Origin of the sequence: Grimontia sedimenti (assembly GCF_011045095.1) — a bacterium.
Lineage (GTDB): Bacteria > Pseudomonadota > Gammaproteobacteria > Enterobacterales > Vibrionaceae > Enterovibrio > Enterovibrio sedimenti.
This window is the reverse complement of record NZ_JAALDL010000001.1, coordinates 183,743-208,169: the sequence shown is the minus strand read 5'-3', so window position 1 is coordinate 208,169 and position 24,427 is coordinate 183,743. Positions and strand designations below refer to the sequence as shown.

The 24,427-nt window shown below is 48.9% G+C and carries 14 protein-coding genes; 3 read left to right on the top strand and 11 right to left on the bottom strand.

Annotated elements, in window-relative coordinates; genetic code table 11:
* Positions 1-304: 304 nt before the first annotated feature.
* The 4 genes from G5S52_RS00915 to G5S52_RS00900 all read right to left on the bottom strand — a co-directional run bounded on the left by G5S52_RS00915 (position 305) and on the right by G5S52_RS00900 (position 4,459).
* Positions 305-796 (bottom strand): phosphatase domain-containing putative toxin, encoded by a 492-nt coding sequence (locus G5S52_RS00915; RefSeq protein ID WP_165011397.1) that lies wholly within the window; start codon positions 794-796, stop codon positions 305-307.
* Between the two features lie 72 nt (positions 797-868).
* Positions 869-1,459 carry a PqiC family protein gene (locus tag G5S52_RS00910; RefSeq protein ID WP_165011396.1) on the bottom strand — a complete coding sequence of 197 codons (591 nt, stop codon included), beginning with the start codon at positions 1,457-1,459 and terminating at the stop codon, positions 869-871.
* A complete protein-coding gene (gene pqiB / locus G5S52_RS00905; protein ID WP_165011395.1) occupies positions 1,456-3,129 on the bottom strand; it encodes an intermembrane transport protein PqiB in 1,674 nt (557 codons plus the stop codon). Before pqiB ends, G5S52_RS00910 begins: the two co-directional genes overlap by 4 nt.
* A 13-nt stretch (positions 3,130-3,142) precedes the next feature.
* Entirely contained in the window at positions 3,143-4,459 is a 1,317-nt protein-coding gene (locus G5S52_RS00900) for a paraquat-inducible protein A (protein ID WP_165011394.1), read from the bottom strand.
* 256 nt (positions 4,460-4,715) lie between these two features.
* On the opposite strand from G5S52_RS00900, the gene G5S52_RS00895 reads away from it, so the two are divergent.
* Together G5S52_RS00895 and G5S52_RS00890 are read left to right on the top strand one after the other, a co-directional pair.
* Complete coding sequence (locus tag G5S52_RS00895; protein WP_165011393.1) at positions 4,716-6,242, top strand: DEAD/DEAH box helicase; 1,527 nt, start codon at positions 4,716-4,718, stop codon at positions 6,240-6,242.
* A 494-nt stretch (positions 6,243-6,736) separates the two neighbouring features.
* Positions 6,737-7,408 (top strand): oligogalacturonate-specific porin KdgM family protein, encoded by a 672-nt coding sequence (locus G5S52_RS00890; protein WP_046303138.1) that lies wholly within the window; start codon positions 6,737-6,739, stop codon positions 7,406-7,408.
* A 42-nt stretch (positions 7,409-7,450) separates the two neighbouring features.
* Here the strand turns inward: G5S52_RS00890 and G5S52_RS00885 are convergent, their stop codons facing one another.
* Positions 7,451-8,242, bottom strand: coding sequence for an ETEC_3214 domain-containing protein (locus G5S52_RS00885; protein WP_165011392.1), 792 nt, complete (start codon positions 8,240-8,242; stop codon positions 7,451-7,453).
* 427 nt (positions 8,243-8,669) lie between these two features.
* On the opposite strand from G5S52_RS00885, the gene G5S52_RS00880 reads away from it, so the two are divergent.
* The gene (locus G5S52_RS00880; RefSeq protein ID WP_165011391.1) at positions 8,670-13,208 is read left to right on the top strand and encodes an SslE/AcfD family lipoprotein zinc metalloprotease; all 4,539 of its coding nucleotides are present in this window, start codon (positions 8,670-8,672) and stop codon (positions 13,206-13,208) included.
* Between the two features lie 37 nt (positions 13,209-13,245).
* Here G5S52_RS00880 and G5S52_RS00875 read toward each other — a convergent pair whose 3' ends face one another.
* The 6 genes from G5S52_RS00875 to tssH all read right to left on the bottom strand — a co-directional run bounded on the left by G5S52_RS00875 (position 13,246) and on the right by tssH (position 24,423).
* The gene (locus G5S52_RS00875) at positions 13,246-14,520 is read right to left on the bottom strand and encodes a type VI secretion system ImpA family N-terminal domain-containing protein (RefSeq protein WP_165011390.1); all 1,275 of its coding nucleotides are present in this window, start codon (positions 14,518-14,520) and stop codon (positions 13,246-13,248) included.
* 72 nt (positions 14,521-14,592) lie between these two features.
* Positions 14,593-18,138, bottom strand: a complete 3,546-nt coding sequence (gene tssM, locus G5S52_RS00870) for a type VI secretion system membrane subunit TssM (protein WP_165011389.1) — start codon at positions 18,136-18,138, stop codon at positions 14,593-14,595.
* A gap of 21 nt (positions 18,139-18,159) precedes the next feature.
* Entirely contained in the window at positions 18,160-19,560 is a 1,401-nt protein-coding gene (gene tssA, locus G5S52_RS00865; RefSeq protein ID WP_165011388.1) for a type VI secretion system protein TssA, read from the bottom strand.
* Between the two features lie 11 nt (positions 19,561-19,571).
* Complete coding sequence (vasI, locus tag G5S52_RS00860; RefSeq protein WP_205743726.1) at positions 19,572-20,252, bottom strand: type VI secretion system-associated protein VasI; 681 nt, start codon at positions 20,250-20,252, stop codon at positions 19,572-19,574.
* Between the two features lies 1 nt (position 20,253).
* Entirely contained in the window at positions 20,254-21,804 is a 1,551-nt protein-coding gene (locus tag G5S52_RS00855) for a sigma-54 interaction domain-containing protein (RefSeq protein WP_165011387.1), read from the bottom strand.
* A gap of 3 nt (positions 21,805-21,807) precedes the next feature.
* Positions 21,808-24,423: a type VI secretion system ATPase TssH gene (gene tssH, locus G5S52_RS00850; RefSeq protein ID WP_165011386.1), complete on the bottom strand. Its 2,616-nt coding sequence runs from the start codon at positions 24,421-24,423 to the stop codon at positions 21,808-21,810.
* Between the last annotated feature and the right edge of the window lie 4 nt (positions 24,424-24,427).

Below are 24,427 nucleotides of genomic sequence, written 5' to 3'. Positions count from 1 at the left end.
TGCAATACACAAAGGATGATGGCTAACTATTGCGTGACAGTGTGTCGCAAAAGCAAGAGAGGGTTGGTCATGTGGGCGAAAGCGTCAAAAAAGCACGAGCGTTTTAAACACCAGTTTTCAGAGTATTAGCAAAAATGTAATCGTTCTTATATCTGATGCGCTTTTTTTAAACAAAAATAGTGTCGCTTGACTTGCGCGGTATGTTTTTTCAGACAGAGAAGGAAAGTATTCGTACGATTGAGTTGTTTGGGTATATCTCCGAACAGCCCTTGTGTTCGGCTGTTCGGAGTCATTTTTTGCAAGATTATTGATTCACAAAGGCGTGGATATAGTCAATTTGAGGCTGTTTGGTGAAGGCACCCGGGCGCAATGCCTGAATATCACGGATGATGTCTTGTAACTCCCAACCGCGCTCAAGCAGAAGGTGAGCAGACAATAAACCGGTGCGGCCTGAACCGCCCATGCAGTGCATGACAACCTTATCGCCATTTGCAATGGCTTGGTGCAATTCTGATTGGCTGGCTTGCCACTTTTCCATGAAAGTAGCGTCTGGTGCTTCATCGTCTTCGATAACAATGTGGAACCATTTCATGCCAAGTTCTTGAACCAGTTCGCCCAGTTGCTCGACGCCTTTTGACGCCATTTCTTCTTCGTTGATAGCAGTCACAACAGCAACCGCACCTTGCGCTTTAAGCTGTTGAAGGCTTTCCAACAGTGACAAGTCTTTGGTTCCCGGGCAAGGGGTCAAAATCAAAGCGCCAGATTCCACTGGCAATTCCCAAGTTGGATGTGTCATCCGAATCTCCCTAATTCTATTTTTCGGTGCAGGATCTTGGGGATGAATTATGACATTTGGATGACAGCGCGCCTACTGCCCGATTTTTGCCTTAGATAAGTCAAAGCCTAATGTACCTATGACCTTATCCAGCGTTTTGGAGAGTGCATTAACAAGCGCCTGGTACCCTTCTTGTTCTAATGGCGACTGCGCGAAGAAGGTTTGGGATTGAACGATGTCGCCGTTGCCATCCACCAACACCCAGTCTCCTGCCACGGTTGCGTTACCTTGGTAATCACCATCAAACCGGCTGATGTTGAGTTGGAGTCTAGGCATTTTTGCACTGTTCAAAGAAGCATTCGGATACATTGGCCAATAGTTTGCTTTTGGCGTACGCAGTTGATTAACCAAACGTTCTGTCACCTGTTGGGAAAGGCTTTCAGCCCAGAGGTTATTTTGCGCAACAACAATCTCGGAGGGTGACGTTTGGTAGGCAATTCCCTCTCCTGCTAAATAGCCCGCAACTTTCACAGGCTGGATTAGCAAGATGGGCTGTTCTTTTCGCAACACTGCCTCTTTCAATTCCGCTTGAGGCAAGAGATACGTTGTGGTTGCGGTGTCAGGCGCGCTGCTACACCCCGCTATCACCACGACGAATAGCCAACTAAGCAATGATTTTCTCATTCGCGCTCTCCCTTCACTGGAATTGGATCTGACAACTGGCTTTCACCGAAAATCAGAGAGTCTGGTTTCTGGTTAAGCTTCTTCATTAACGGACTGAATCCATCCATAGCATCGTTGAAACCTGTCAGCGCCTCTTGCAGTTTTTGGTAGGACTCCGAGTCAGGATTGAAGCCACGCAAGGTTCGCTGAAGCTCTTCCAGTGTATCCCTCAGCTCTTGAGGAAGCTTTTGGGCACCATCCTGTGCAAGCAAGCCATCGAGACGCTGAATCAGACTATCCAGTTCTTTACCCGCAGAATTCAGTGTCGCCATGGTTTCTTGGGAAGCATCCAGTGTTTCTTCAAGGGAACTCAGCACACCTTCGACAGGGAGCTTGTTGATCTTGTTAAGAATGCCACCAATCTGCCGTTGGAACTGAACAAAATCTCCCGAAACAGACGGAAAGAAGTTATAGCCCCGGTAAGTCGTCTGAAACGTTTTGTTGGCTTCATCGGGATAGAAATCCGTATCGATATACAGCGCTCCAGTCAGTAGGTTGCCGGTTTTTAGCGTGGCACGCAGGCCATGTTTGAACTCGGCTGCAAAGGCCTCTTTCAACTCTGACGGCGTGATTTCAACGTCCGGCTCAAGGATCCGCTCGACTTCAATATGAATAAGTACAGGAATTTGTTTGGACGCAAAGCCCCGTTTTTTATCTGTCAGATGCAGCGGCACTTTCTCCACCGTACCAATCCGAATACCCCGGTATTCCACGGGTGCGCCGGGGTTTAACCCGCGGACTGATTCACTGAAAAGCAAGGCGTACTCTATGTAGTTATCAAACATTTGCTCCTGAACTTGCTTCAGGTCGTCATAGAGCTTGAACAAGGTCATCTGCTCTGTAATGGGATATCCCTTTGATTGCCCATCAGGCACACCAAAACTCACGCCGCCGCTGACCAGTGACTCCAGAGAGGCGATTTGCACCGCAAAGCCTTGGGCATTGAGCCGAATATCCAGACCTGACGTTAACCAAAAACGGGTTTCACTCTGGATAAGCGCATCGTATGGCTGGAAGATGAAAAGCTGATAGGTCGCCTTTTCTTTTTCCAAATCAAACCCAACCCTCTCTACCCGACCAACGGTGTAACCTTCAAAAAGCACGGGGTCGCCCACTGACAACTTCCCTGCTCTTGGCGACGTTAAGACAACCCGTAACCCCTTGGCATCTGGTGGGGCAATCGGCGGAATATCGAGCACGGTAAAGGTATCCTGAGACTCTTCCGACACGCCAGGACGTAGGGCGATGTATGCCCCAGAAAGTAAGGTACTAAGGCCCGATACCCCTTCTTTGCCGATGCGTGGTTTCACCACCCAGAATGTGGCATCTTCACGCAACATGCGATCCGCACTTTTGTCCATCCTCGCTTTAACAACGATGGCTGAATAATCTTCATTAAGCTGAACGTCTGTCACCACGCCAACTTTGACATCACGGGCGCGAATTTCGGTTTTCCCTGCTTCCAGTCCGTCAGCGGTTTGAACATGTAAGGTGATCAAGGTGCCTTGATTACTTTCGTATTGATAAAACATCCAAATACCGACCGCGAGAGACACCAATGGCAGAATCCACACTGCGGAAAATGAGCGTCCTTTTTTCACTGTAGCGGTGACTTGTTCTTCCTCACTCATACGTTTTTATCTCTTATTCTTGTGGTTGTGCAGCGCTTGGTAAGACTGGTGGGCTTGCCGCATGGTCACGGTGTCTAAGTGGGCCCCAGAACACACGAGGGTCAAAAATCAAAGCGGCACACATGGTAAAGAAAACCACCAAGGCAAAATAAAATGCGGCGGGGCCAGGGCTGATACTCATCAAACCCTTTAAGTTGACCAACGCAGAAAGGATGGCGACAACGAACACATCAATCATCGACCAGCGGCCAATCAATTCGGTAAATCGGTAATACTTCAGTTTCTTCAACGCATTAGTGTCATCTTCCTTCCCTTGCTTTTCCGCCCTTAATAGCCAAATCATGATGAGCATTTTGGTCATCGGCACGAAAACACTCGCAATAAAAATAATGGCCGCTATGGGGTAAGAACCGAGGTTCCAAAGCAGAATGACTCCATCCATGATGGTTGAGCGTTCGGTGCTGCCGAGGCTCACGGTATACATCATGGGGTAAAGGTTGGCAGGCACGTAGAAGATGATCGCACTGATAAGAAATGACCATGCCCAGCCAATATTCATGTCGGGGTTGTATGGGTGTAATCGACTGTCGCAACGCTGGCAATGCTTGTGGTGTGGGTCGTTGATTTGCTGACACACCCGACAGGCAACATGGTTGCCAGAAAGATGAGTGTCTCCCGGTTTCACTTTGCCGGTGGGATACGAGGGAAACAGGTTTTCCCAAAGCCATTCTTTATCAATCGCCCGGGAGAAAAACACCACCAGCGCACAGTAAGCACAGTAAGCCCAGAAAGCAGCGCCCAGCTCAACGTCTGCCAGTGCGGCAATCTTCACCAGACTGACAATTACCCCCACCAGAAAGATGTCTACCAGCAGCCAAATCTCTACGCGAAATACCAAGCGGCTAAGTTGTTTCAACAGTGAAGGCCGTGTGTTGACACCCCTTCCCTTTGAAGATTTGCTGGCAACGTGAAAAAGGAACATCACCAGACTGATGTATATGGCTGGCAAAACAATGATTGTGATGAGCAACATGGCAGCGAGAGCATTGTTGTCAAAGGTATGAAAAACCTCCAGCACATCCATCAACGAAATGTTGTTGCTGATACCACTGGCACTGAAAGACATAAAAGGAAATACGCAACTGAGCGTGAGCATAACCAGACAGGAAATACCGTAAGCCTGCACTTTCGCCGGACTGCCTTCCACCTGACGAACCAGCGTATGCCCGCATCGAGGACAACTCGCTTTACTGCTTCCTTCCATATTAGGAATGGCAGAAACTAATCCACATTCATTGCATGCGATAAGTAAATGGGAAGGTTTCTGCATAGGATAGGTCCGGATGGATATTCAACTGAGTATATCTAGCGCACTGATCGTCAACGTCTTATCCTTGATGCAGTGCCAGTATTTACGATTGATGTTTGGCGTAAATCGTCACATACATATACCTAATCCAGCCATTTTCATATATTCATTGCCCTATCCAAGGTAAAAGCGCAGAATAGCGCCCCTTTGTCCCAGTCTTCGGCACACTTGCCGACCAAGCCTGCTTTTGGGCACTCACTTACCGAGAAGTTAATTTATGGGTTTTACCGATCTAGGTCTTTCTGCGCCAATCCTCCGTGCTATTCAGGAAAAAGGTTACGACACGCCATCTCCAATTCAGGCTCAGGCAATCCCTGCTGTTCTGGAAGGAAAGGATGTCATGGCCGCTGCGCAGACTGGTACAGGTAAAACTGCGGGCTTCGTGCTGCCGATCCTTGAGCGATTGAGCGAAGGTTCGCGTACTCGTCCAAACCATATTCGTGCGCTGATCCTAACGCCAACACGCGAACTGGCTGCACAAATCCACGAAAACGCAGTAGTATACAGCCGTCACCTTCGTCTGCGCTCCAGCGTGGTTTTCGGTGGTGTGAAGATTAACCCGCAAATGATGAACCTGCGTAAAGGCACAGATATTCTGGTGGCAACACCAGGTCGTCTGCTTGATTTGTACCAGCAAAACGCAGTGAAATTTTCGCAACTTGAAGTACTGGTGCTGGACGAAGCAGACCGCATGCTGGACATGGGTTTCTTCCGCGACATTAAAAAGATCCTCGACCTGCTGCCGAAGAACCGCCAGAACCTGCTGTTTTCTGCGACTTTCTCAGATGAAATCCGCGATCTGGCCAAAGGTCTGCTGAACAACCCTGTCGAGATTTCAGTAACACCTGCGAACTCAACAGCACGCACTGTAGAGCAGTGGATTTACCCTGCGGACAAGAAAAAGAAACCGGCGATGCTGGCAAAGCTGATTAAAGATGGCGACTGGAAACAGGTACTGGTATTCACCCGCACCAAGCACGGCGCCAACAAGCTTTCCCACTTCCTGAACGATGAAGGCATTACCGCCGCACCGATTCACGGAAATAAAAGCCAAAGCGCCCGTACCAAAGCGCTGGCAGATTTTAAATCGGGAGATGTTCGCGTGCTGGTTGCAACCGACATTGCTGCCCGTGGTATCGATATTCCACAGCTGCCACAAGTGGTGAACTTTGAAATTCCGCATGTTGCTGAAGATTACGTTCACCGAATTGGCCGTACCGGTCGTGCGGGTGAGCCTGGCAAAGCGGTTTCATTGGTGTGTGTGGATGAAGCGGACGATCTGTTTGGCATCGAGCGTCTGATTCAGCAGCTTCTACGCCGTGAGGAACTGGAAGGCTTCAAGCCAACCAATGCGCTGTCAGAAAAAGCGCTGGATACTCGCCCTATCAAACCAAAGAAACCGAAAAAGCCTAAGAAGCCAAAAGCACAAAATGGTGAAGCAAAGGCGGCGCCAAAATCCGGCACAGCAAAAGCCAAAGACGGTCAGCCAAAAACTGATAAAGCGCCACAGAAGAAAAAGCCGTATAAAGGTAAGCCTCGTAATGGCGGACAGCAAGGCCAAAAGCCAGCGGGTAACAATACTGGCAATCGCACGAACAATGGTGAAGGTAAGCCACGCCGCGCTGGCAATGCGAACAGCAATGGCAACAAAGGGAATGCAAACAAACCGAATAGTCGCAAACCCAACCAATCGCGCCGAAAATCTTCTGGCGACAGCGTAAAAGTCAGTTGGGGCAATTACTGATTCGCGAATAACCCTATCCCAAAACATCCCTAAGATGCAGGATTCAGCAAATTTTGGGAAAAAGGCCAGACAGACGTCTGGCCTTTTTTGTACTTCATATTTGGGGTATTCCCGCGTTCTCAAACCACACATCGCCTTCCAACACCAATGACACTCATCAATTTTCGCTTCGCTTTTAAGGTGAGGTAATTCACAGATTTATAGTATCTCCAATACCGAAAAGTTATTCAGGAAGCGTTAAGTTTCATCCATTACTTTGCATACGAAACAAGTTGTTAGACCCAACTTTCGTTTTTAACGCTTGGGTGCTCTGATTGTCTCGCTATTTACAAGGGAAAGAAAAACGCAGGGATTTACAGCTCTAAACAATTATTGACGGCTGATAAATATAAGCGTGGTGGTCACTCATTTTACGCACCGACCATCCCTCAGAAATAGCGCGAAGAGCCCCGTTTAACTTTTGGGATTGTTTAATCCCATTCAGGAGATATTTTATGAAACGTGTTGTTATTGCTTCTGCCGCACTTTTTATGGCTCAAGGCGCTATGGCTTCTTCTTACGTCACCGGTAACCTGCAGTTCCACAGTCATGGCGACAAAATGCATGGTTCAGATGCCACTTCAACATTAGAAGCAGGCCATACCTTTAACAACGATATGGGTGGTTTTACCCTCTATACAGAGTTTGACGGCATTCAGATTGGCGAAGTATACGACGCTGATTCTGCATACGTAACGCTTGGCGGTGAACAGTCCTTCAACATCAACGAAAACCTTTGGGTCGCTGCAGGTTACCAGCACCTTCTGCATGAAGGCGATACAATCCAGTACCGTCCATTGGTGAAAATCGGATACAACTTCGATAACGGCGTGCAGATCAGCAACCGTACCCGTGCTCACATCCATGAAGAAAGTGGTAATGACACCGACTGGCGCTTCGACACCCGTATCGCATACGCGGTAAACAGCGATGTCGCACTAAGCTACAACAATGTGTACATGTATGCTGGTGACTACGATGCTAAAGGCGATGCAAAAGACCACAGCATGGACCACGAGCTTCGCGCAACCTGGACCCGTAACGGTGTTCAGCCATACTTTGAGTATCGCAACCAAGGTGATAACACCAACAATGCATTTGTATTCGGTGCGTCGTTGAGTTTTTAATAGATATAAAGAAAAGAGCCCGCGTAACGCGGGCTCCTTTCTTTATTGTTTGCTAATCAAGCGATATTCCGTCAATGTTAAAATCGCTTGCTCTAACGATTCTAGACCTTGCGTGCTATATCCGTAAAAATTTGGCGTGACATTTTCCCTTAAAGCGACGGCTTTCTCTTTGATGTACTCTTCAAGAATAATGGCGTCAGAAAGCTCAAATAACAGCCTCCTCTTCTCAATATCCAGAGGCTCGTGATATTCACTAAAGCCAGCAACAGAACTATATAAATTGCTGTATTCACCCGTTGGGTTTTCTTCCAAATAATAACTGACCGAACGTGAATAGCTCACCCGAATATCAATCACTTCTTCATTGTTTGAAAGCACACGCTCCATCAGTAACTCACCACCTGAGTGCTCACGTGTATCAGGAATAAACCCATCTTCGGGGAACACAAGAAACGCGGCAATGGCGCCATTTTTCGTAATCACAGATAAGATGAACCGACTATCGTGATAATACTTTATCTGCTCTCCGCTCTTATTCTCTTTGATATAAACCGGCGCACCAAACGTCTCTTCGAGCACGCCTTCAGAAGCTCGAATGTAAATTCGATTCAGCTTATTGTGCGACGGAATATCGGTAAATTGAGAAAGTGTTAGGTTGTAGATTTTCTCAATCGCATCAAAAGTGTCGTTTAAGCCACCTAAGGCAATAGCGACGATGGAGACAACAGCAATCATTCGAGCCCATTTTTGACGGACTTTATCTCTCAATCTCGTTTGTTCTGCACTCTCATTCGACTCGTCACTTATTTGTTGCTCAGCTTCTAGAACAGACATCGATCCCCTCGATTTTTATAACTTTTAATTAAGTAAAATATCAATTGTTTAGATATTACAGATAGTTATAGAAACCACTAGCGCAAAAAATCGCATATACCATATTGCTCAACGAATATATTCCCAGATTGCTGCCTACATCACGAAAAACTGTTTAGCCAATATCACTCATTCACCTTTTCAGCACCAAAGATCATGAAATCATCATCAATGAAGAGTAAAAAGCCATCGAAAATAAATTCTTAATCTGCAACATTTACATTTAATTGCGAAGCTTAACTCTTCAATATGGACATAAAGAGTGCATTCATTCAGATTCCCGTAATTAGTTCTCGTCTGATGTTTAATTTTGAAGTAAAACGTGCCGTTTTTATTACGTAGACCTAAAAGTTTAACGACTGCCGCACAGCGGTTTAAGAGAACAAGAATGCATAAAAAGAAGCTACTCTCAGTATTGATTTTTGCAGCGCTTGCTGGCTGTAACGATGACACCCAGTTTGTTCAGCCTGATATAGAAACCGAAATCCCATCTCCCGCACTGCCTGGTGAGGGGCCTGATGGTTTGCCGGAAATCGGCGTTCCAGACCCAATGATTGCAGGTGAGTTTTCATTAGACGGAAACCGCGTATTTGGTGATTCAATCACCTGTAACGGCGCGCCCGCAGATCAGTTTGAATTCTCACAAAATGACGTGATCACCTGTGATTATGAAGGCACAGTGCTGGCGACATTCGACAACGTATTTGACGATATCCCAACACGTTCATCCACTATCTCGCCCTCGCGTCATCGGCTAAACCTTGCTGATGCCATTGAATTTGAAAACCAACCGGAAAAGGCACGCAATGCCATTGCCCTTCTGAATACCGTTTCTCCCTCGCACGGCAACCAAATCGATATTTCACTGACCACCACTCAGGATAAGCTGGCATTCTCTGCCATCTATGAAAATGATCTGACTTTGGCTGCTGAAGAGTTTGACCAACTTATCGCTGAGAAACCTGCTGAAGAAAACCTTGTCGACAAACTTCCATCAACCCATATTCCAGACGTGGAACCGGAAGTGTCTCCAGGTACATCAACCAACCTGAACGCAAGTTTTGTTTCTGCCAATGCGGAAGAGGCTTATCAGTACAAGCCTGCTGAAGTCATCCTTTCTAAAGCTGTCATTAGAGATTCAGCTGGTTTGCCTGTTCAGGGGCTTTCTTATTTCAGCCGATCTTCACGCGGAAAAACCAATGAGCTTGGCGAATTTGAATTCGTATGGGGAGATGCTATCTCCTTTGGTATCGACACCTTTGAGTTGGGCGGGTTCCGTGGCAACAAAACCGAGTTTTTACTGACCGACCTTGGTGTTGAACAACGCGGGCGAAATGCCGAATCACTGGTTCAGCGCTACGCACAAAAGCAGTCTGAGACATTAGTGTTGACCGATAGCGTCACTGGCATTTTTGCCCAATATCCAAACGTCATTAACGAGGCGATTTCACTCTCATTGAGTGACATTGATACTGAGCTTTTCATCGGTGACGGGACATCAAAAGTTGTCCCTGCAGAGTTCGAAGAACAGTTTGAAACTGGTATTGCCGCTCAAATCGATCAGGCGATCTGTGGTGCCTCCTGTAACACTCACACATACCGCTTTAAATCAACGCAAACAGTGCGTGTTGTCACTGACGATTTAGCCAACATCGAAGCTGACATCAACAAACTGTGGGGTATAGAAGCAGGTTGGGACAAGGTGGAAAAGTTCCACGTATTCGCTGATGCCACATGGTTCTATGGCAGTGTTGGGACTGCTCGAGGTCAGGCTGCCGTTAACATCAGTAATACGGCCTTCCCGGTGATGATGGCGCGTAACGACAACAACTACTGGATCTCCTTTGGTGACAAGAAAGCCTATGACGAACGAGGCCTCGCGTACATCACCGAAAAGCCTTCTCAAGTGACACCTGATTTAGCGGGCAAAAACACCGCTACCTATGGCCTACCGTTCGTCAGTATTGGCGAGTTGGGTGAAGGTAAAATCATGGTGATGGGTAATGCCCGCTACAACTCGATTCTGGTTTGCCCAACCAACTATTCATGGAATGGCGGCACAGAATGCACCAGCGAGAAAGATGGCGATGACATGAAGCATTTCTTCAACAACGTCATTCGCTACCTCACTAATCGTCAGGCTGGCGAACGCATTCAGGTAGGTACCAATATTCCTCATGTATATTTCACGCGGGCCGGCATCACGCTGGGCCACCAAGTTGAGTATCAAATAGCTGAAGAATTTAACGCGGAAACGGTTCAACTCAGTAGCTTTGAAAACCTAAACCCTGCCGACATGCCGCTGCTGATACTGAACGGCTTTGATTACAACGGTAGAACGGGAGATGTTTACCTTCCACCACATACCGCCAATACGGCCAGTCCGAAACTGTCACAAGAAGACGTAAACGCATTGATTGAGTACGTAACCAAAGGCGGCAGCATTCTGGTAATGGAAACCGTCAGAGCGACCAATAATGCAGGTGAACTGGGTCGACTTTTGGATGCAGCCGGTATTGCGTTTGGTATGGGCGAATCTGTTGTACCAAACGGCAATGGACCAAACGATGGATATGCTGACCGCGTGCGCTCAAATCGCGAGTATGGCCTTTACATCATTGAGCGTTATGCCGCTGTTACTGGTGGAGAAGGTGAACAACCAAAACTGCCTTACAATATCGACGAAGAGGGCAATGTCACCTGGGACCATATTCTGGAAAACAAACCGGATGGCACACCAAGTCTCGAAACCGCTTACTACATGGATAAAGATGCCGAAGGTAACGATGTAACCGTTAAAGCGTTTATCCGGGAAGAAGACCATTTTGTTCGCGATGACAACGGAAAAATTGATGTATCCAACGGTGAGCCAGTTGTCGATACAAAATCGCTTCGTAAAGCTATTGATGATTTACTGGATAAGTTCGCCATCAACGGTAAACGTACTTACGAAGAATGCTCGCTGCCAAACTACCACTATGAGATCAACTGCCTCGAGTATCGCCCGGGTAATGGCATTCCACTGACAGGAGGTATGGCACGCCCTATCTACTCCAAGCTGGATTTGGGCACGGAAGAAGCGAAAGCCATGATCAAAGCAGCTGATCTAGGCACCAACATTGAACGCCTATATCAGCATGAACGCTACTTCCGCACTAGCGGCAACCAAGGCGAACGCTTAAGCAGCGTCGATCTAAACCGCATATACAGCAATATGTCAGTGTGGCTTTGGAATGACCTCGACTATCGCTATCAATCAGGTATTGATGACGAGTTAGGCTTCGAACGGTTCACCCAGTTCTTGAACTGTTACACCGAAAACCAAGGTGCAACAGGCACGCAATGTCCGGAAGATCTGGGTAAGCAGTTAATCGACATGGGAATGGTTTACGGTTCTGATGCTAACCAATACAGCGGCATGATGAATCCAAGTTACCCGCTGAACTACATGGAAAAACCGCTGACACGTCTGATGCTGGGTCGCTCATTCTGGGACTATGCCGTAAAAGTGGATATCCGCCAGTTCCCCGGGGAACCTGATGGATGGACAGCCGGAAGAGCTTTAACGCTAGATATGAGCAATAAGGTTGTCGCCTACTATGCGGGTAACCGTCAAGCAACAGGTCATTGGGCAGTCGCTCATGAGCCGTTCACCGTCACCGTATCTGGTAACACAACTCCCGTAACGGTCATCGTCGGTCTCCACGATGATCTGACAGGTCGCGAAAAACACGAGTTGGCACTGAAACGCCCACCGCGCATGCAAAAGAGCTTTACCGTAGATTCGGTCGGTACCTTTACTGTTCCTTATGGCGGCCTGATCTATGTCTCAGGCGGCAATAGCGAAAGCGTTGATATCAAGTTCGAAGGCACCGTCGCAGCGCCTTTGTATGACGCAGCTAAAGGTGGCTGGGTGCATGACCAAGATTCCCCAGCACCAATTGGTGATGTGGTATCAGACAGCTTTGTCTACACAGCACCGAAAGCGAATCTGAATGCAGCCAATATTGAAGGCGGCATTGAACAATTCGCTGCTGACTTAGACACTTTTGCTCAAGACCTGAATGACTTCTATGCCCGTGATGAAGGCTTGGCTGGAACCAGTAACAAAGCCGTCACCCATGCCGAACGCGACAACAACAGACACGCCTTTGTGAATGACGTTGCCATCAGCATAGGTGCCGCCCACTCCGGCTATCCGGTCATGAACAGCAGCTTCAACGCGAACAGTCAAAACATCCCAACAGATCCATTGAACAACTGGCTGATTTGGCATGAAGTCGGGCACAATGCCGCAGAACAACCGCTCACTGTTGAGGGTGCTACTGAAGTGGCCAACAACGTGCTCGGCCTATATATGCAACAGAAGCACCTTGGATATATGCCACGTGTGGCTGCTGATATCCGTATCGCACCGGATTTCGTAAAAGCTGAATATGGACATGCCTGGGGAGCTGGCGGTGCGGGTGAACGCCTGCTGATGTTTGCACAGCTAAAAGAATGGGCAGACACCGAGTTCACTTTGTCGAGCTGGTATCAGGAAGGTGAAATTCCAGCCTTCTATTCCGATCGCGAAGACATGAACGGTTTCAATTTCTACACATTGATGCACCGCTTAAGCCGCAATTCGTCAGAAGAAAACTTGATAGTCAGCGGCACCAACGCCTGTTTTGACTCAAAGCTGGGTAAGAGCGACAACCTGATGCTTTGTGCCTCTTATGCTGCTCAAACTGATCTGACTGAATTCTTCCAGGCTTGGAACCCGGGTGTTGTTGCGAACATTCTGCCGGGTATCGCCGAACCGCAATACTCTGGCGGTATTACTGATGCAGGTATTGCAGCGGTTAAAGCACTCAACCTACCAAAACCGACCCGTGATCCGCTGGCAATCAATACCGTCACTCAGGTGACACCGCCAGTTCAATAACACAATCCATTGAAAACAGAGGGAGCCAAATGGCTCCCTATTCTTTTTCAGCTCCTGTTTGCGCAAGCTCAGGCAACGTCTCTCTCACCAACATTTTCTTCATCACCAGAGCTTTCAATTGCTTATCAACAATATCCAACTCCTCTTTTGCCTTTTTAATTTCTCCATCACTGATCAGTTTTTCAGCAAAAGAAATGCGGGCAACGAGCGGAGACAAACTAATCGCGTAGTTTTCCAATCCTCTGGCGAGGGCTTGAACCTGGTCTGCTCGACCACTTTTGGCATACAAGCTGATATTTGCAGCCCGGGTTCGGGCGGTTTCGAACTTCTCATTCATTGCATCAAATTCTGCCACCAGTCCTGACTGCCAGTGTTGAAGTGACTTGGCAACCTGTTCCGCTTCCGGCGTATCAGGGAAAAGGAATTGAAGACTGTCGGCGTACTCCATACCCGCTGCATAGTTATCGCCAATATTCGATGCTGTGAGTATCGAGACTTTATCTGCGTAACTTGGAAGCAACTGTGACTGATATTCCTTCAAAGCCTGAGAGCCATATTCCGCACGGATTGACTGTGCTTCTTCCAAGGAAATTACCTTGGGTTCAGCGCCGGCAATGGTCAGGGTTGAAAGAGGCGTTTCTGCGCTGCCCTGCACTTCCAACAATCCATATAGCAGTGCCGCACCAACGGCCAGACCACCCATAAAAATGAGTGCACTGGCGTTTTGCTTTTTCACTTCTACCTCAACGGGAGGTGGCGCGATTGCAACACCTTTACTCTGACGCTCTAAGCGATCGATATGCTCGAAGACAGTAAAGCCAAGCACATCCAAATCATCGACTTTACCTCCGCCATTTTTGGAAAGGTTTCTGTCTATCGCTTCAAGGGCACGCTCACAACGGTATAAATCACGAAGCTGACCGATACTTGGCTGAATCGCGCGAACCTCCTCGCCGATGCGTCCGAGCATCCAGCGATAGAGCTCAGCACGTTTAGCATGAGGCATGTTCTCATCGTCAGGTGCACGCAACACCGCCACCTGAAGTTCCAAGCCGTTGGCAAATCCAGATAGGCCCTGCGTTTTCATCGAGGCAACGGTGAAGTAGATAGCAACGAGAAGATCTGCCCCTTCTTCTGTCGCTACTTTTTCACAAAGCTCACGAACCTTGGTCCAGTCCGTCGAGCCAGCAAGCGGGTTAAAGCGTCGGTTTATCTCGCTGCGTATTTTCTGGTAGTCAGAAGAGTCCCGCAGTTTTGCGCTATTTTCTGCCAGTTTTACGCCATCGATGTCCGTCAACATCCACTGCGACACTGTGTTTGTCCTTGTTTTTATATTCAAGCCACCGAAAGTCAGTTGACCTTTGGTGGCTTGATTTTATTGTCGTTAATATAGGGTCCGCGACAGGTTGAATCCTCTGAATATCGACGCAGTAAACGGATTGCTGTCTGCTTCAGAATGCAGACGGTACATCACGTTTCCACCGTCAATGTTAAAGCGATAATCAACGCTGGTTGAGCTTGAACCCACAACCTCGGCCTGTTCCAGCAAGCGGAAAAACGCCCAAGGTCCTCGAATACTGATCCCTCTTGGCGAAGCATTCGCTGCCACAGGAACCAGAGTGATTTTGCTGACCGCAGCTTCACGAAGTGTATTTGGCCAGACCAACCCTACGTTTTTGCGTGGTCCGTGACTGTATTCAACATACTGACCATCAATGTTGATGACAGAACGTCTTTTATTCGCGCTCAGCTCAATCGGCTCAAGCGTGAACTCGACATCCAGCACGCCCTTGCGATTGAAGAATGCACCTTGAATCGCCCTTGCACGGTCAATTTGGTTCAACACATCCTGGCGGATAAGGGTTTTGTCCCCTTCTTCTGAAGTAAACTCGCCTGTGTCCTCAAGGAACATTCGCAGGTTGCTTTCGTAGAAGTTATTCAGGATGCCATTAGGGGCAAAGAAAGCTTCGAAGTCTTCCAACGCCACATCTTTAGACGAACGCACGTTAAACGGGTAACGCGAAGCGAGTTTGCTTTGGAATGGATTGAATACATCTGCCGCCCAACGAACTTCCAGATAACGAATCGCTTCCTGACGAATCACATACCAGCTCTCATCTGCCAGTTTTTTCAGCATGATGTCGTAAGGCTGTGGCATGCCGGATGCGATGCGTTGAAGCACATAAATAGGGTCAGAATTATTCAGTGAGAGACGCGCTTTAGTCGCGTCCAATGCCGCTTTACCAACATCCGGAGCATCGTTGATTGACTTCATGTATGCAGTCAATTGGGTGACCGCATCCATCACTTCATCAAGGTAAATCGGTTTGCCCGGTTCGGTTTCCGAAAGCCCATTCAGTGAAGAAAATTGGTTATCAACCATCGCTGCGACGCGATAGCGTGGAGACTTAATCAACTCTTCTTTTGCTGCGTCGCCTTCAGGCAAGGCCGGGAATAAGTCTGTGTTATCCGTGACTTCTTCAAGCAAGCGATGCAGAGGCTGGTTGTTACCTGTAATGCTTTCCAGCACAAGCACAGCGTTATAGATATCCGGGAAAGATTTCACGTCGATATCGTTGGTCGCACGACGCCAGGTATCCGAGTAATCCGCCACATACAGGCTGCGGATTTTATCTCTCAATACGCGCTTATCTTCATCAGAGAAATCTATCGATTCAACCTGCCCCAGTACCCAACTATCTACCAGCGCCAGCTCTGAAACAGAATCTGATTCAGGAATGAAGTAGGTTTCAAAACCTTTCTTGGTCAGGATACGCGGAATATCAAGGTTGTTCGCTTCCGAAACACGCTCAGTAAAGACCACATCAAACACAGGACCGATAGAGGTCGCCAAATTGATTGGAGAGCCTAAAATCGCCGTCGATGCTTGCTTGAGATTACGGTAAACACGTTGTTCGATTGGCATACGGCTCAGTTCGCGCTGAGCGTTGTATATAAGTCCATCGTACGGCGCCAGTACCCGCTCTGCGTCTTCCTGTCCATCAATACGATCACCCACCAGATCGGTGTGTTCCATCGCGTAATCCAAGTGCTGCATCAAGCGTTCTTGTGTTTCACGGTCGCCTTCGTACTGTTCTTGCCACTTGCTGGCAAAGTAGTTCTGCACCATGTTCTGATAACGACCATCATCGTCCGTCATCATGCGGAAAACACGCAACGAACCCAGTTTGTTCTCGTCATCGTCTGCACCAACAACATCGGCAGCTGCCACTTTCATCAAAGCTGGCAAGTAACGATTTTCAAGCAGGCTGAGATACGTGCTTTCGACTTGTGGCCCAATGACGTGGCCTTGATATAAACCTAAGTCAGAAATGAATTTCGGTTTTTCACGGAAAAAACCAAACTCCAGAGTGGCCTGACGAATCGTATCCAACGGCGCGAGGATATCGACGCCATTATCGATAATCGCCTCAGACGCATAGTTGTTCTCGTATTCGTTAACCTTAGCTAATACTGCATCCGCCTGTTTAACGTTTTTCAGGTAGTACTTGTGCCAGGAACCGATCAGTAGAAGTGACGCGATACCACAGGCAACGGCCGACAACATAATCACGCGGCGCTTGGTTTTAGCGACACGGAAGTTATCCGACGCCAAGCCTGCTTCCGGGTAAATCACGTTATTGAATAGATTCTGAGTAAAGTAAGTCGTGGAGTTTGCTGCGTTTTGTGCCGTATTCACCGCATGAGAAATACCGTAGCGACGTGAGGCAGAATCGATAAACGCATTGGTCGGCACACCTTGCTGATACACAGAGGTAAAATACACCCCACGCACCAGTGCGGAAGTAGAGAACTGGTCACTACCAAATGCATCTTGCAGGAACTGCTTTAACACATCATGCAGACCTGCCATTTGACGGCTAAAGCTGTACATTGCAGTGCGATCTTCACCATCGAAACACTGCATCAGGGCTGTCGGCAGCATCTTGTTAACGCGTTCGACAAACTGCCCGAAGTCTTTATCAAATTCATTCAGCCAGCTATCGAGATCGTCCACTGAATCCAACGTGAAAGTGAAGCCCATGACTTCTTCACGCTCCGCTTTGGAGTAGTTACGGAAGAAGGGTTCAAAGCCGTGAAGCAGGTCGAGCTTAGTCAGCGATACATAAACAGGCAGACGGGTAGAAAGGGTTTCCATTAGCTCACGCAGGCGAGCACGGATCAGATTTGCATGTGCGCGGCGCTCAGTCGTCGTTGCAGTGGCAAGCTTTGCCACATCCAGCGCAATCACCACACCGTTTAACGGGCGGCGGCTTCGCGTTTTTTCAAGCCATCTGACAAAGTGGATCCAGAGGCGGCGCTCCATCTCCCCTTCACCATCGCTGCTGGTTGCACGTTGGGTTAGTAGCTCACCATCAGGGTCGATAAGTACCGAGTCATCACCAATCCACCAGTCGAAGGAAAACGGATTTTCACTTTTCTTGCCCGATGCACGCATGACCGATGAGAAAACAAAGTTCTGACCTGAACGGTTAATCAGGCTTGTTTTACCTGCATTCTCTGGCCCCAAAACCAAATACCAAGGTAAAGCATACAGGTAGTTTCGCTTGTTCAGACTCTTTTGCAGTGCAGTCATCACCTGATTGAGTTCAGCTTCCTGACGCTCTTCATAGCGTTGAATCGGATCTTCCTGAAGCTGACGTTCACGCGCCTGATCTGCATGGTAGCCTTTGAGTTTTCGCCATTGCAAAAAGCCCCAAACCGCCAGCCAGAAAAGAGAGAAAATTACACTGGTAATAAGGCGCGCTGTAACAGGCTCCAGTGGGTGGCTCTCGTCAATTTTAAGCCACGGACCCGCCCACCATATCGCGACATTGATCAAGACGAAAATGGCCACCAGCAATATAGGTAACGCCGATTTCATGGCGGGTAGCATTTTCAGAAGAAGCGATTTTAACTTGCTGAACATTTCTTTCGATCCCTGCTTAAATTATGACTTCGCAATGTTTTCTAAACGTTGAATCAATGCGGGTTCCCAATCGGTGAGCGAGGTATGGTTGGCCTGCTCTAAAAGTTGGTGGTAGTGCTGATCTGCCATGGCAGAAAGGTTGTGACGCTTCATGACATCTGCTGAGAGCATGCGCCAATAAAACTGGTCTCTGGGTTCTTTAGACGTTGATAGGCCATCATTGAGCATGGCTAACGCCACCGACAGGCCGCCTTCATCTGCGAGGGTGAACGCTTCTTTGCGCTTTCCATCCCAATCTGAGGTGGTTGCTGAGCCCGTACTTGTGGTCTCACCTTCATCCAGCCAACGACGTGTTTCTTCGCCGACATAAGGCATGCCGCCTTTGAAGCTAAGTTCAGCCACTGCAGGCACACGCTTAACAAAACTACGCACTTCCGATGCGATGGTATCTGCCCACTCTGTGTTGCCGAGTTTGAGCGCGATGCGATAACTGAGAAAATGACCGTCAATCCAGTAAGGAGCAACAGTGAGGCTTTGCTCTACCTTGCGCCAAAGCGCGTGATCCGCACCTCGGCTGAGCTGATCTTCATATTCTGAAATGCGATCTGCCGAGACTGGCATAAGCTGTGTTTCACCGTTCGCCTCGGCATCCGGCGCAGAGGTAATAGAGAACCATACGGCAAAGCGACGAAGACGCAGTGCCAATGCAATGCCGCCGTCCAACTCGGAGACAAATTCAGCCACTTTCAGTAGCGTTTGTTTGACTGCACGGTCAGAGCTACCATCTATCTCCAGTTTCGGAGAAGGTGCACTGGTTGGCGAGGACGCCGTTTCAGAGGGCGCAGATGAAGGTGCCTGTTGAACTTGCGGCTCTGGATTTGCCAGTTTTCGTTTCAGCAAGGAAGCGATATCTAACACACCTTCTGTCGGCAGATCTTTTTCTTCTGCCGCCGCTTCAAGTTCTTTCAGCGCTTTCTCCACGTCTTCTTTCTGATCGATATCGAACATGGAGAAGTCGAGCTTCTCAGCCGCTTTCTCAGTGCGCTGGACAATCTGGGAAAAGAACTTACGACGCGGCAATACACCACGCGGGCCGGGAGCGGGATAACAAGTCTCCCAATAAGCTGCGATGAAATCCGCCAGGATAAACACCGATAGAGTGAAACGCTCCGGTGAAGACTGATACTGCAAACACTGCAGAAGATGAGTCAGCAGTTTGAGGTCTTTGGTTTGCGTCTCAATCAGCTTCATCGCGCTTTGCTCAGCTTCCCCCCACTGCACTTCTGCGTGAGAAAGTGAGCCGACTTTCATCATTTGGGTTTCAACAAAGTCCAACAGTGCATCGTCAAGCAGACGTTCACCGACCGGATTTTCTCCGGCAATCGGCTTAGCGACTCTTTCTCGGTAGGTTTGCATATCCATGATTTGCTCCTCTACCAACGACATGTCTGGCGCATGGGTTTGATGCTCTCGCGCAAGTCGGCAGTATCAAACGTCAGGTTACCGATCGCCTCCAAATCAGAGCGAAGTACCGCGCGTTGGCCGGACATTAATGCCTTCATCACATCAATAGCTGGAATGCCACGACCCGCACGCATGATGTTGCCAGTATCATCGCTTAACCAACGCTGAGTGACACTGTAACCTGCAGACGCCATTACTTCCGCTTTACCCTCAGATGTTGCGGTTGGCAGTATCAACTCAACCCGGCTGATATTATCGATACAGCTGAACATCAGAATGGGCATTTCATTCTTTTTCTGGTTTCTGTCAGGCAATGCAGTCGCTGTCATCCAAATACCAGATTTAGGTTCAGCCCGATTGGCATAGCGAAGCGCAAAACCGGTTTCATCTTCATTTCGCTCAGATTCGCTCTGTTTTGCGCGTTCCCATGCTTCCGGTTTTTGCACAATGACAGGAGCTTCTGGCTGACCAGAAACAGGGGTTTTGAACACCTCATCAAAACACGCCAATCGGTCGAGCCTAGCGGAAATGTTCACACACTCTGAGGCGCTTTGAATCAGTGCATTGTTGTCAGTCTCGTTTGCCAGCGTGTTTGCGCTTGAAAGCGCCAGTCCCGCCACTACACACAAAGAGATTGGTCGGTACGTCATGTCAGTCAATCTCCATTTTCAGGCACTTATGCGCGAGAGTACGTTTGGGTAAGCCAAGGCTTTCCGCTGCTTTTGAGCGATCGCCGCCGTAACTGGACAGACGATAGCGAATCACGCTGCTTTCGAAGTTCTGAACAGCAGCCTTGAGGTTGTTGATGTCATCAATATCCACGCCGATATAACTTTCAGAATTCACATCATCCGAATTCGCGGCGACTGGGCTGGTTTGCTGCAACACACGCCCGCTAAAGCTTGAAGGGGTAATTTCTTCACCATTCGCCGTTAGCGCACAGGCGTATTCAATGAGGTTTCTCAATTCACGTACGTTCCCAGGAAAGCTATGTCGATTCAGCAAATCCAGCGCGGCATAGCGAATACCAGCAATGTGTACACCTGCCTGCTTGTTGTATTCAGCAATGAAGTGTTTACAAAGCTCAGGGACGTCTTCTTTGCGGATATTCAACTCCGGCATGAAGACCGGGAACTGATTCAGACGGTAGTAAAGATCTCGACGGAAACTGCCCTCTTCGGCTTTTTCTTCCATCGCCACATGTGTCGCCGCTACCAAGCGGAAATCTGCGTTCACTTCGCTGGAAGCGCCCACAGGGCGATAGGTACGGGTTTCCAGCACACGCAGCAGCTTGGCTTGCAGTGCCAACGGCATGTCACCGATTTCATCAAGGAACAATGTGCCGCCCTGCGCATCAGCAATCAGTCCTTGCTTGGCGCGATCAGCACCAGAGAATGCACCTTTCGCATGACCAAACAGCTCACTTTCCAGAAGATTTTCAGGAATCGCCGCGCAATTGATGGCGATAAACGGCTTTCCTTTGCGGTCTGAAAGTTCATGTACCGCGCGGGCAACCAGTTCTTTACCTGTTCCTGTGTCGCCACAAATCAGCACGTTCAACGAAGATTGCGCGACAGTAACGACTTTCTCTCGCATTTCCTGCATCAGTCGGCTTTCGCCAATCAATACGTTTTTCAGCTCATAAGCTTGTTCGCGCTTCTGCTCATCGTTGCGAATACGCTTGATGGATGAACTCAGCGCTGAAATCTGGCGATGCTCTTCACCCAAATCCTGAATAGTCTGGCTTTGGTTAATAAAGATCTCGCAAATGCTTTGCCACTGAGGATCAGCCAGCAAACTGCTCAGTTGATGGGATGAACCTGTGATAGTCAGAATCGCTTTGGTTTTTCTCGCGCCCGGCGGAAGCGGCATCACCAAGACACTTTCACCGCGTTTGCGATGATTCATGAGCTCAACGAAAACCGCATTTTCCTGCCAGTAATTTAACTTGGTTGGATCCAGCAGCATGGCTGATGAGGATTGGAAAACATGCGCAAACGGATGGCTGAAATCGTCCACTTCCCAGTCAAAATGTTGGCCATTACCCTTGGCGCACAGCTTTCTACCCTGCTGGCAAGGTAGCATGACCCACACGTTGCTGATCTGCAGGTTTGATTTCAGCGCATCAACAAAGGTGTCCGCGAGCGTTTGCTGATCACGGATACCAGAAAGTGTTGCTGCCAGTGAAAGCCAATCTGCCATTGCTTATTCCACCTCGCTGACAAACTCGCCGTCTTCTGCGGTGAGATAAACGCGCTGCACAGGCTCTCTAGCGGCAAGCTTATTGAGCAAAGCCAACGATACTGGCGGCAGCAATTGACCTTCGATGATTGCTTCAAGCATGCGGGCGCCATTTTCCGAGCGCGTAGCACGGCGTTGAATTTCGCCCACCAGCGCATCGTCAATTTCGGTTTCCGCGTCATAACGCTGGGCAAACACTTTCACTAAACGGCTTAGCTTGCCTTTGATAATGGCATTGAGCGTATCGCCGCTAAGTGGCAGATAAGGCACAATTTCCATCCGCGCCAGCAGTGCTGGTTTGAAGAAGGCGGCCAGTTCTGGGTACAGCATTTCTTCCAGCAGTTGCGGTTGCTCTGCGTAATCGACGATGGTCTGATAGCCCAGATTCGAAGTGAGGAAAAACACCACATTTTGGCAATCAATCACGCGGCCTTCGCCGTCCGCCAGTTCACCTTTATCAAACGCTTGATAAAAGAGGTTCAACACTTCCGGGTGCGCCTTTTCTACTTCATCAAGCAGCACGATGGAGTAAGGCATTTTTCGGATAGCTTCCGTCAGGATGCCGCCTTCTCCATAGCCTACATACCCCGGAGGCGAACCAATCAGACGTGAAACGGTATGCTTCTCCTGATATTCAGACATATTAATGGTGGTCAGGAATTGCTTGCCGCCATAGAGAAGTTCGGCAAGTTGCACCACAGTTTCGGTTTTGCCGACACCACTTGGCCCGGCCAGCAAGAAAGCCCCTTTCGGACGACCTGGACGGCGCAGGTCTGCTCGTGCAGTCAGTAAGTGACGGTGAATCACTTCCAGCGCAACATCTTGCCCTTTGATTTCATTACCCAGCAGTTCTGGAAGGTGGGTAATACGGCTCAACTCATCAGTGTTCATCTGATCAACAGGAACGCCCGTCCAATCACCAATCACTTCGGCGATCTGCTGTGCATCCACGTGGGGATGTACCAAGCGCTCTGTGTGCGGAATGGATTCAAGTTCGGCATACAAACCGCGCAGCTCATTGCGAATGGCTTCGCGATCCTCGTCGCTCAGTGGCTCTTCATCTTCTGATGGCACCGCAAGAATCTGCTGACGCTTTTCAATCACATCAGCAACCAGATCTTTCTGAACACGCCATGCTTCACGCAAAGCTCCCTGCTCTTCGAGATCTTTTGCTTCGTCAGCTTCGAGTGATGCAAGCAACGCTTCGTCTACGTCATAGCCAAGCTCTGCCTGACGGTTCAACATATCGATTTGGCGTTGACGCTGAATAGTGCGAGTTTCCAGTTCTGCCAGACGACGCGGTGGTGAACTAAGGTTAATCGCGATTCGTGCACAGGCGGTGTCAAGCACGTCGATGGCTTTGTCCGGCAATTGACGGCCAGAGACGTAACGCTCGGAAAGCTCCGCCGCTGCCACCAGCGCGTCATCACTGATCAGCACTTGGTGGGATTTTTCGTAAACGCCATGCAGACCGCGCATGATATCCACTGCTTGCTCGACATTCGGCTCGTCCAGCTTCACCAGTTGGAAGCGACGGCTCAATGCTGGGTCTTTTTCAAAGTACTTTTTGTATTCTTTCCATGTGGTTGCCGCGACGGTTCGCAGCTCACCACGTGCCAGAGCTGGCTTCAACAGGTTCGCCGCGTCACCGCCACCTTCCTGTGCACCTGCACCAATCATGGTGTGGGCTTCGTCGATGAAAAGAATGATAGGAACCGGAGAGGTTTTTACCTCATCAATGATGGCTTTCAGGCGTTTTTCAAACTCACCTTTTACAGAAGCGCCCGCCTGCAGCAAACCCAAGTCCAGGGACATCAGATCGATGCCTTTCAGCGAGTCCGGCACGTTGCCATCAACGATGCGCTGTGCAAGACCTTCTACAACGGCACTTTTACCAACACCAGCATCACCAACGACAATCGGGTTGTTTTTTCTGCGACGACATAGAATGTCGATCATCAGATTAATTTCATCATCACGGCAAAGCACAGGGTCGAGTTCACCTTGCTTGGCCATTGCCGAGAAGTTGGTACAGAATCTCGCCAGTGCGGTTTCAGCTTCAGCAGGTACCGCTTGTTTTCCTTTGGCTGAATCCGCTTTGACCGCTGTTTCCGCGGAGTCTTCTGTCAGTCGCGCGAAATGCTTCTTCATCGTTTCGCGATTGACGCTTTCAAGCTGACGGATAAGGTTCAGCGGCAAGTAACGATCCGGGCGGATAAGTGCCGCGAGGAAAATAACACCCGAGCGTATTTCTGAATGACCCAGATCAGTTGATCCCAGAAGCCATGCATCCTGAAGAAGTTCAACCAGCAGCGGAGAAAACGACGGCGTATTTTCCGGCACATTTTCGCGGCTCAGTGCATCGCCCGTCAGTTGACGAATGTGTATATGGTCCACTTCCGCGCTTTTCAGCAATACGCGTACGTCGCATAACGGGTTATCCAACAAAGTGAAAAGCAAATGCTCTACTGTCACTTCCGGATTTTGTCGCTCAATACTCAGCGCGCCCGCTTGCTCCAGCGCCAGTTTGGTCTGCTGGTTAAGTTTGCCAATTAACGTATGTAGTTCTATTCGGATCACGGGT

Bases quoted from the DNA above. Each gene is read 5' to 3' on its own strand.
- G5S52_RS00915 (WP_165011397.1), bottom strand. From the start codon at position 796: ATGACACATCCAACTTGGGAATTGCCAGTGGAATCTGGCGCTTTGATT.
- G5S52_RS00910 (WP_165011396.1), bottom strand. From the start codon at position 1,459: ATGAGAAAATCATTGCTTAGTTGGCTATTCGTCGTGGTGATAGCGGGG.
- pqiB (WP_165011395.1), bottom strand. From the start codon at position 3,129: ATGAGTGAGGAAGAACAAGTCACCGCTACAGTGAAAAAAGGACGCTCA.
- G5S52_RS00900 (WP_165011394.1), bottom strand. From the start codon at position 4,459: ATGCAGAAACCTTCCCATTTACTTATCGCATGCAATGAATGTGGATTA.
- G5S52_RS00895 (WP_165011393.1), top strand. From the start codon at position 4,716: ATGGGTTTTACCGATCTAGGTCTTTCTGCGCCAATCCTCCGTGCTATT.
- G5S52_RS00890 (WP_046303138.1), top strand. From the start codon at position 6,737: ATGAAACGTGTTGTTATTGCTTCTGCCGCACTTTTTATGGCTCAAGGC.
- G5S52_RS00885 (WP_165011392.1), bottom strand. From the start codon at position 8,242: ATGTCTGTTCTAGAAGCTGAGCAACAAATAAGTGACGAGTCGAATGAG.
- G5S52_RS00880 (WP_165011391.1), top strand. From the start codon at position 8,670: ATGCATAAAAAGAAGCTACTCTCAGTATTGATTTTTGCAGCGCTTGCT.
- tssM (WP_165011389.1), bottom strand. From the start codon at position 18,138: ATGTTCAGCAAGTTAAAATCGCTTCTTCTGAAAATGCTACCCGCCATG.
- tssA (WP_165011388.1), bottom strand. From the start codon at position 19,560: ATGGATATGCAAACCTACCGAGAAAGAGTCGCTAAGCCGATTGCCGGA.
- vasI (WP_205743726.1), bottom strand. From the start codon at position 20,252: ATGACGTACCGACCAATCTCTTTGTGTGTAGTGGCGGGACTGGCGCTT.
- G5S52_RS00855 (WP_165011387.1), bottom strand. From the start codon at position 21,804: ATGGCAGATTGGCTTTCACTGGCAGCAACACTTTCTGGTATCCGTGAT.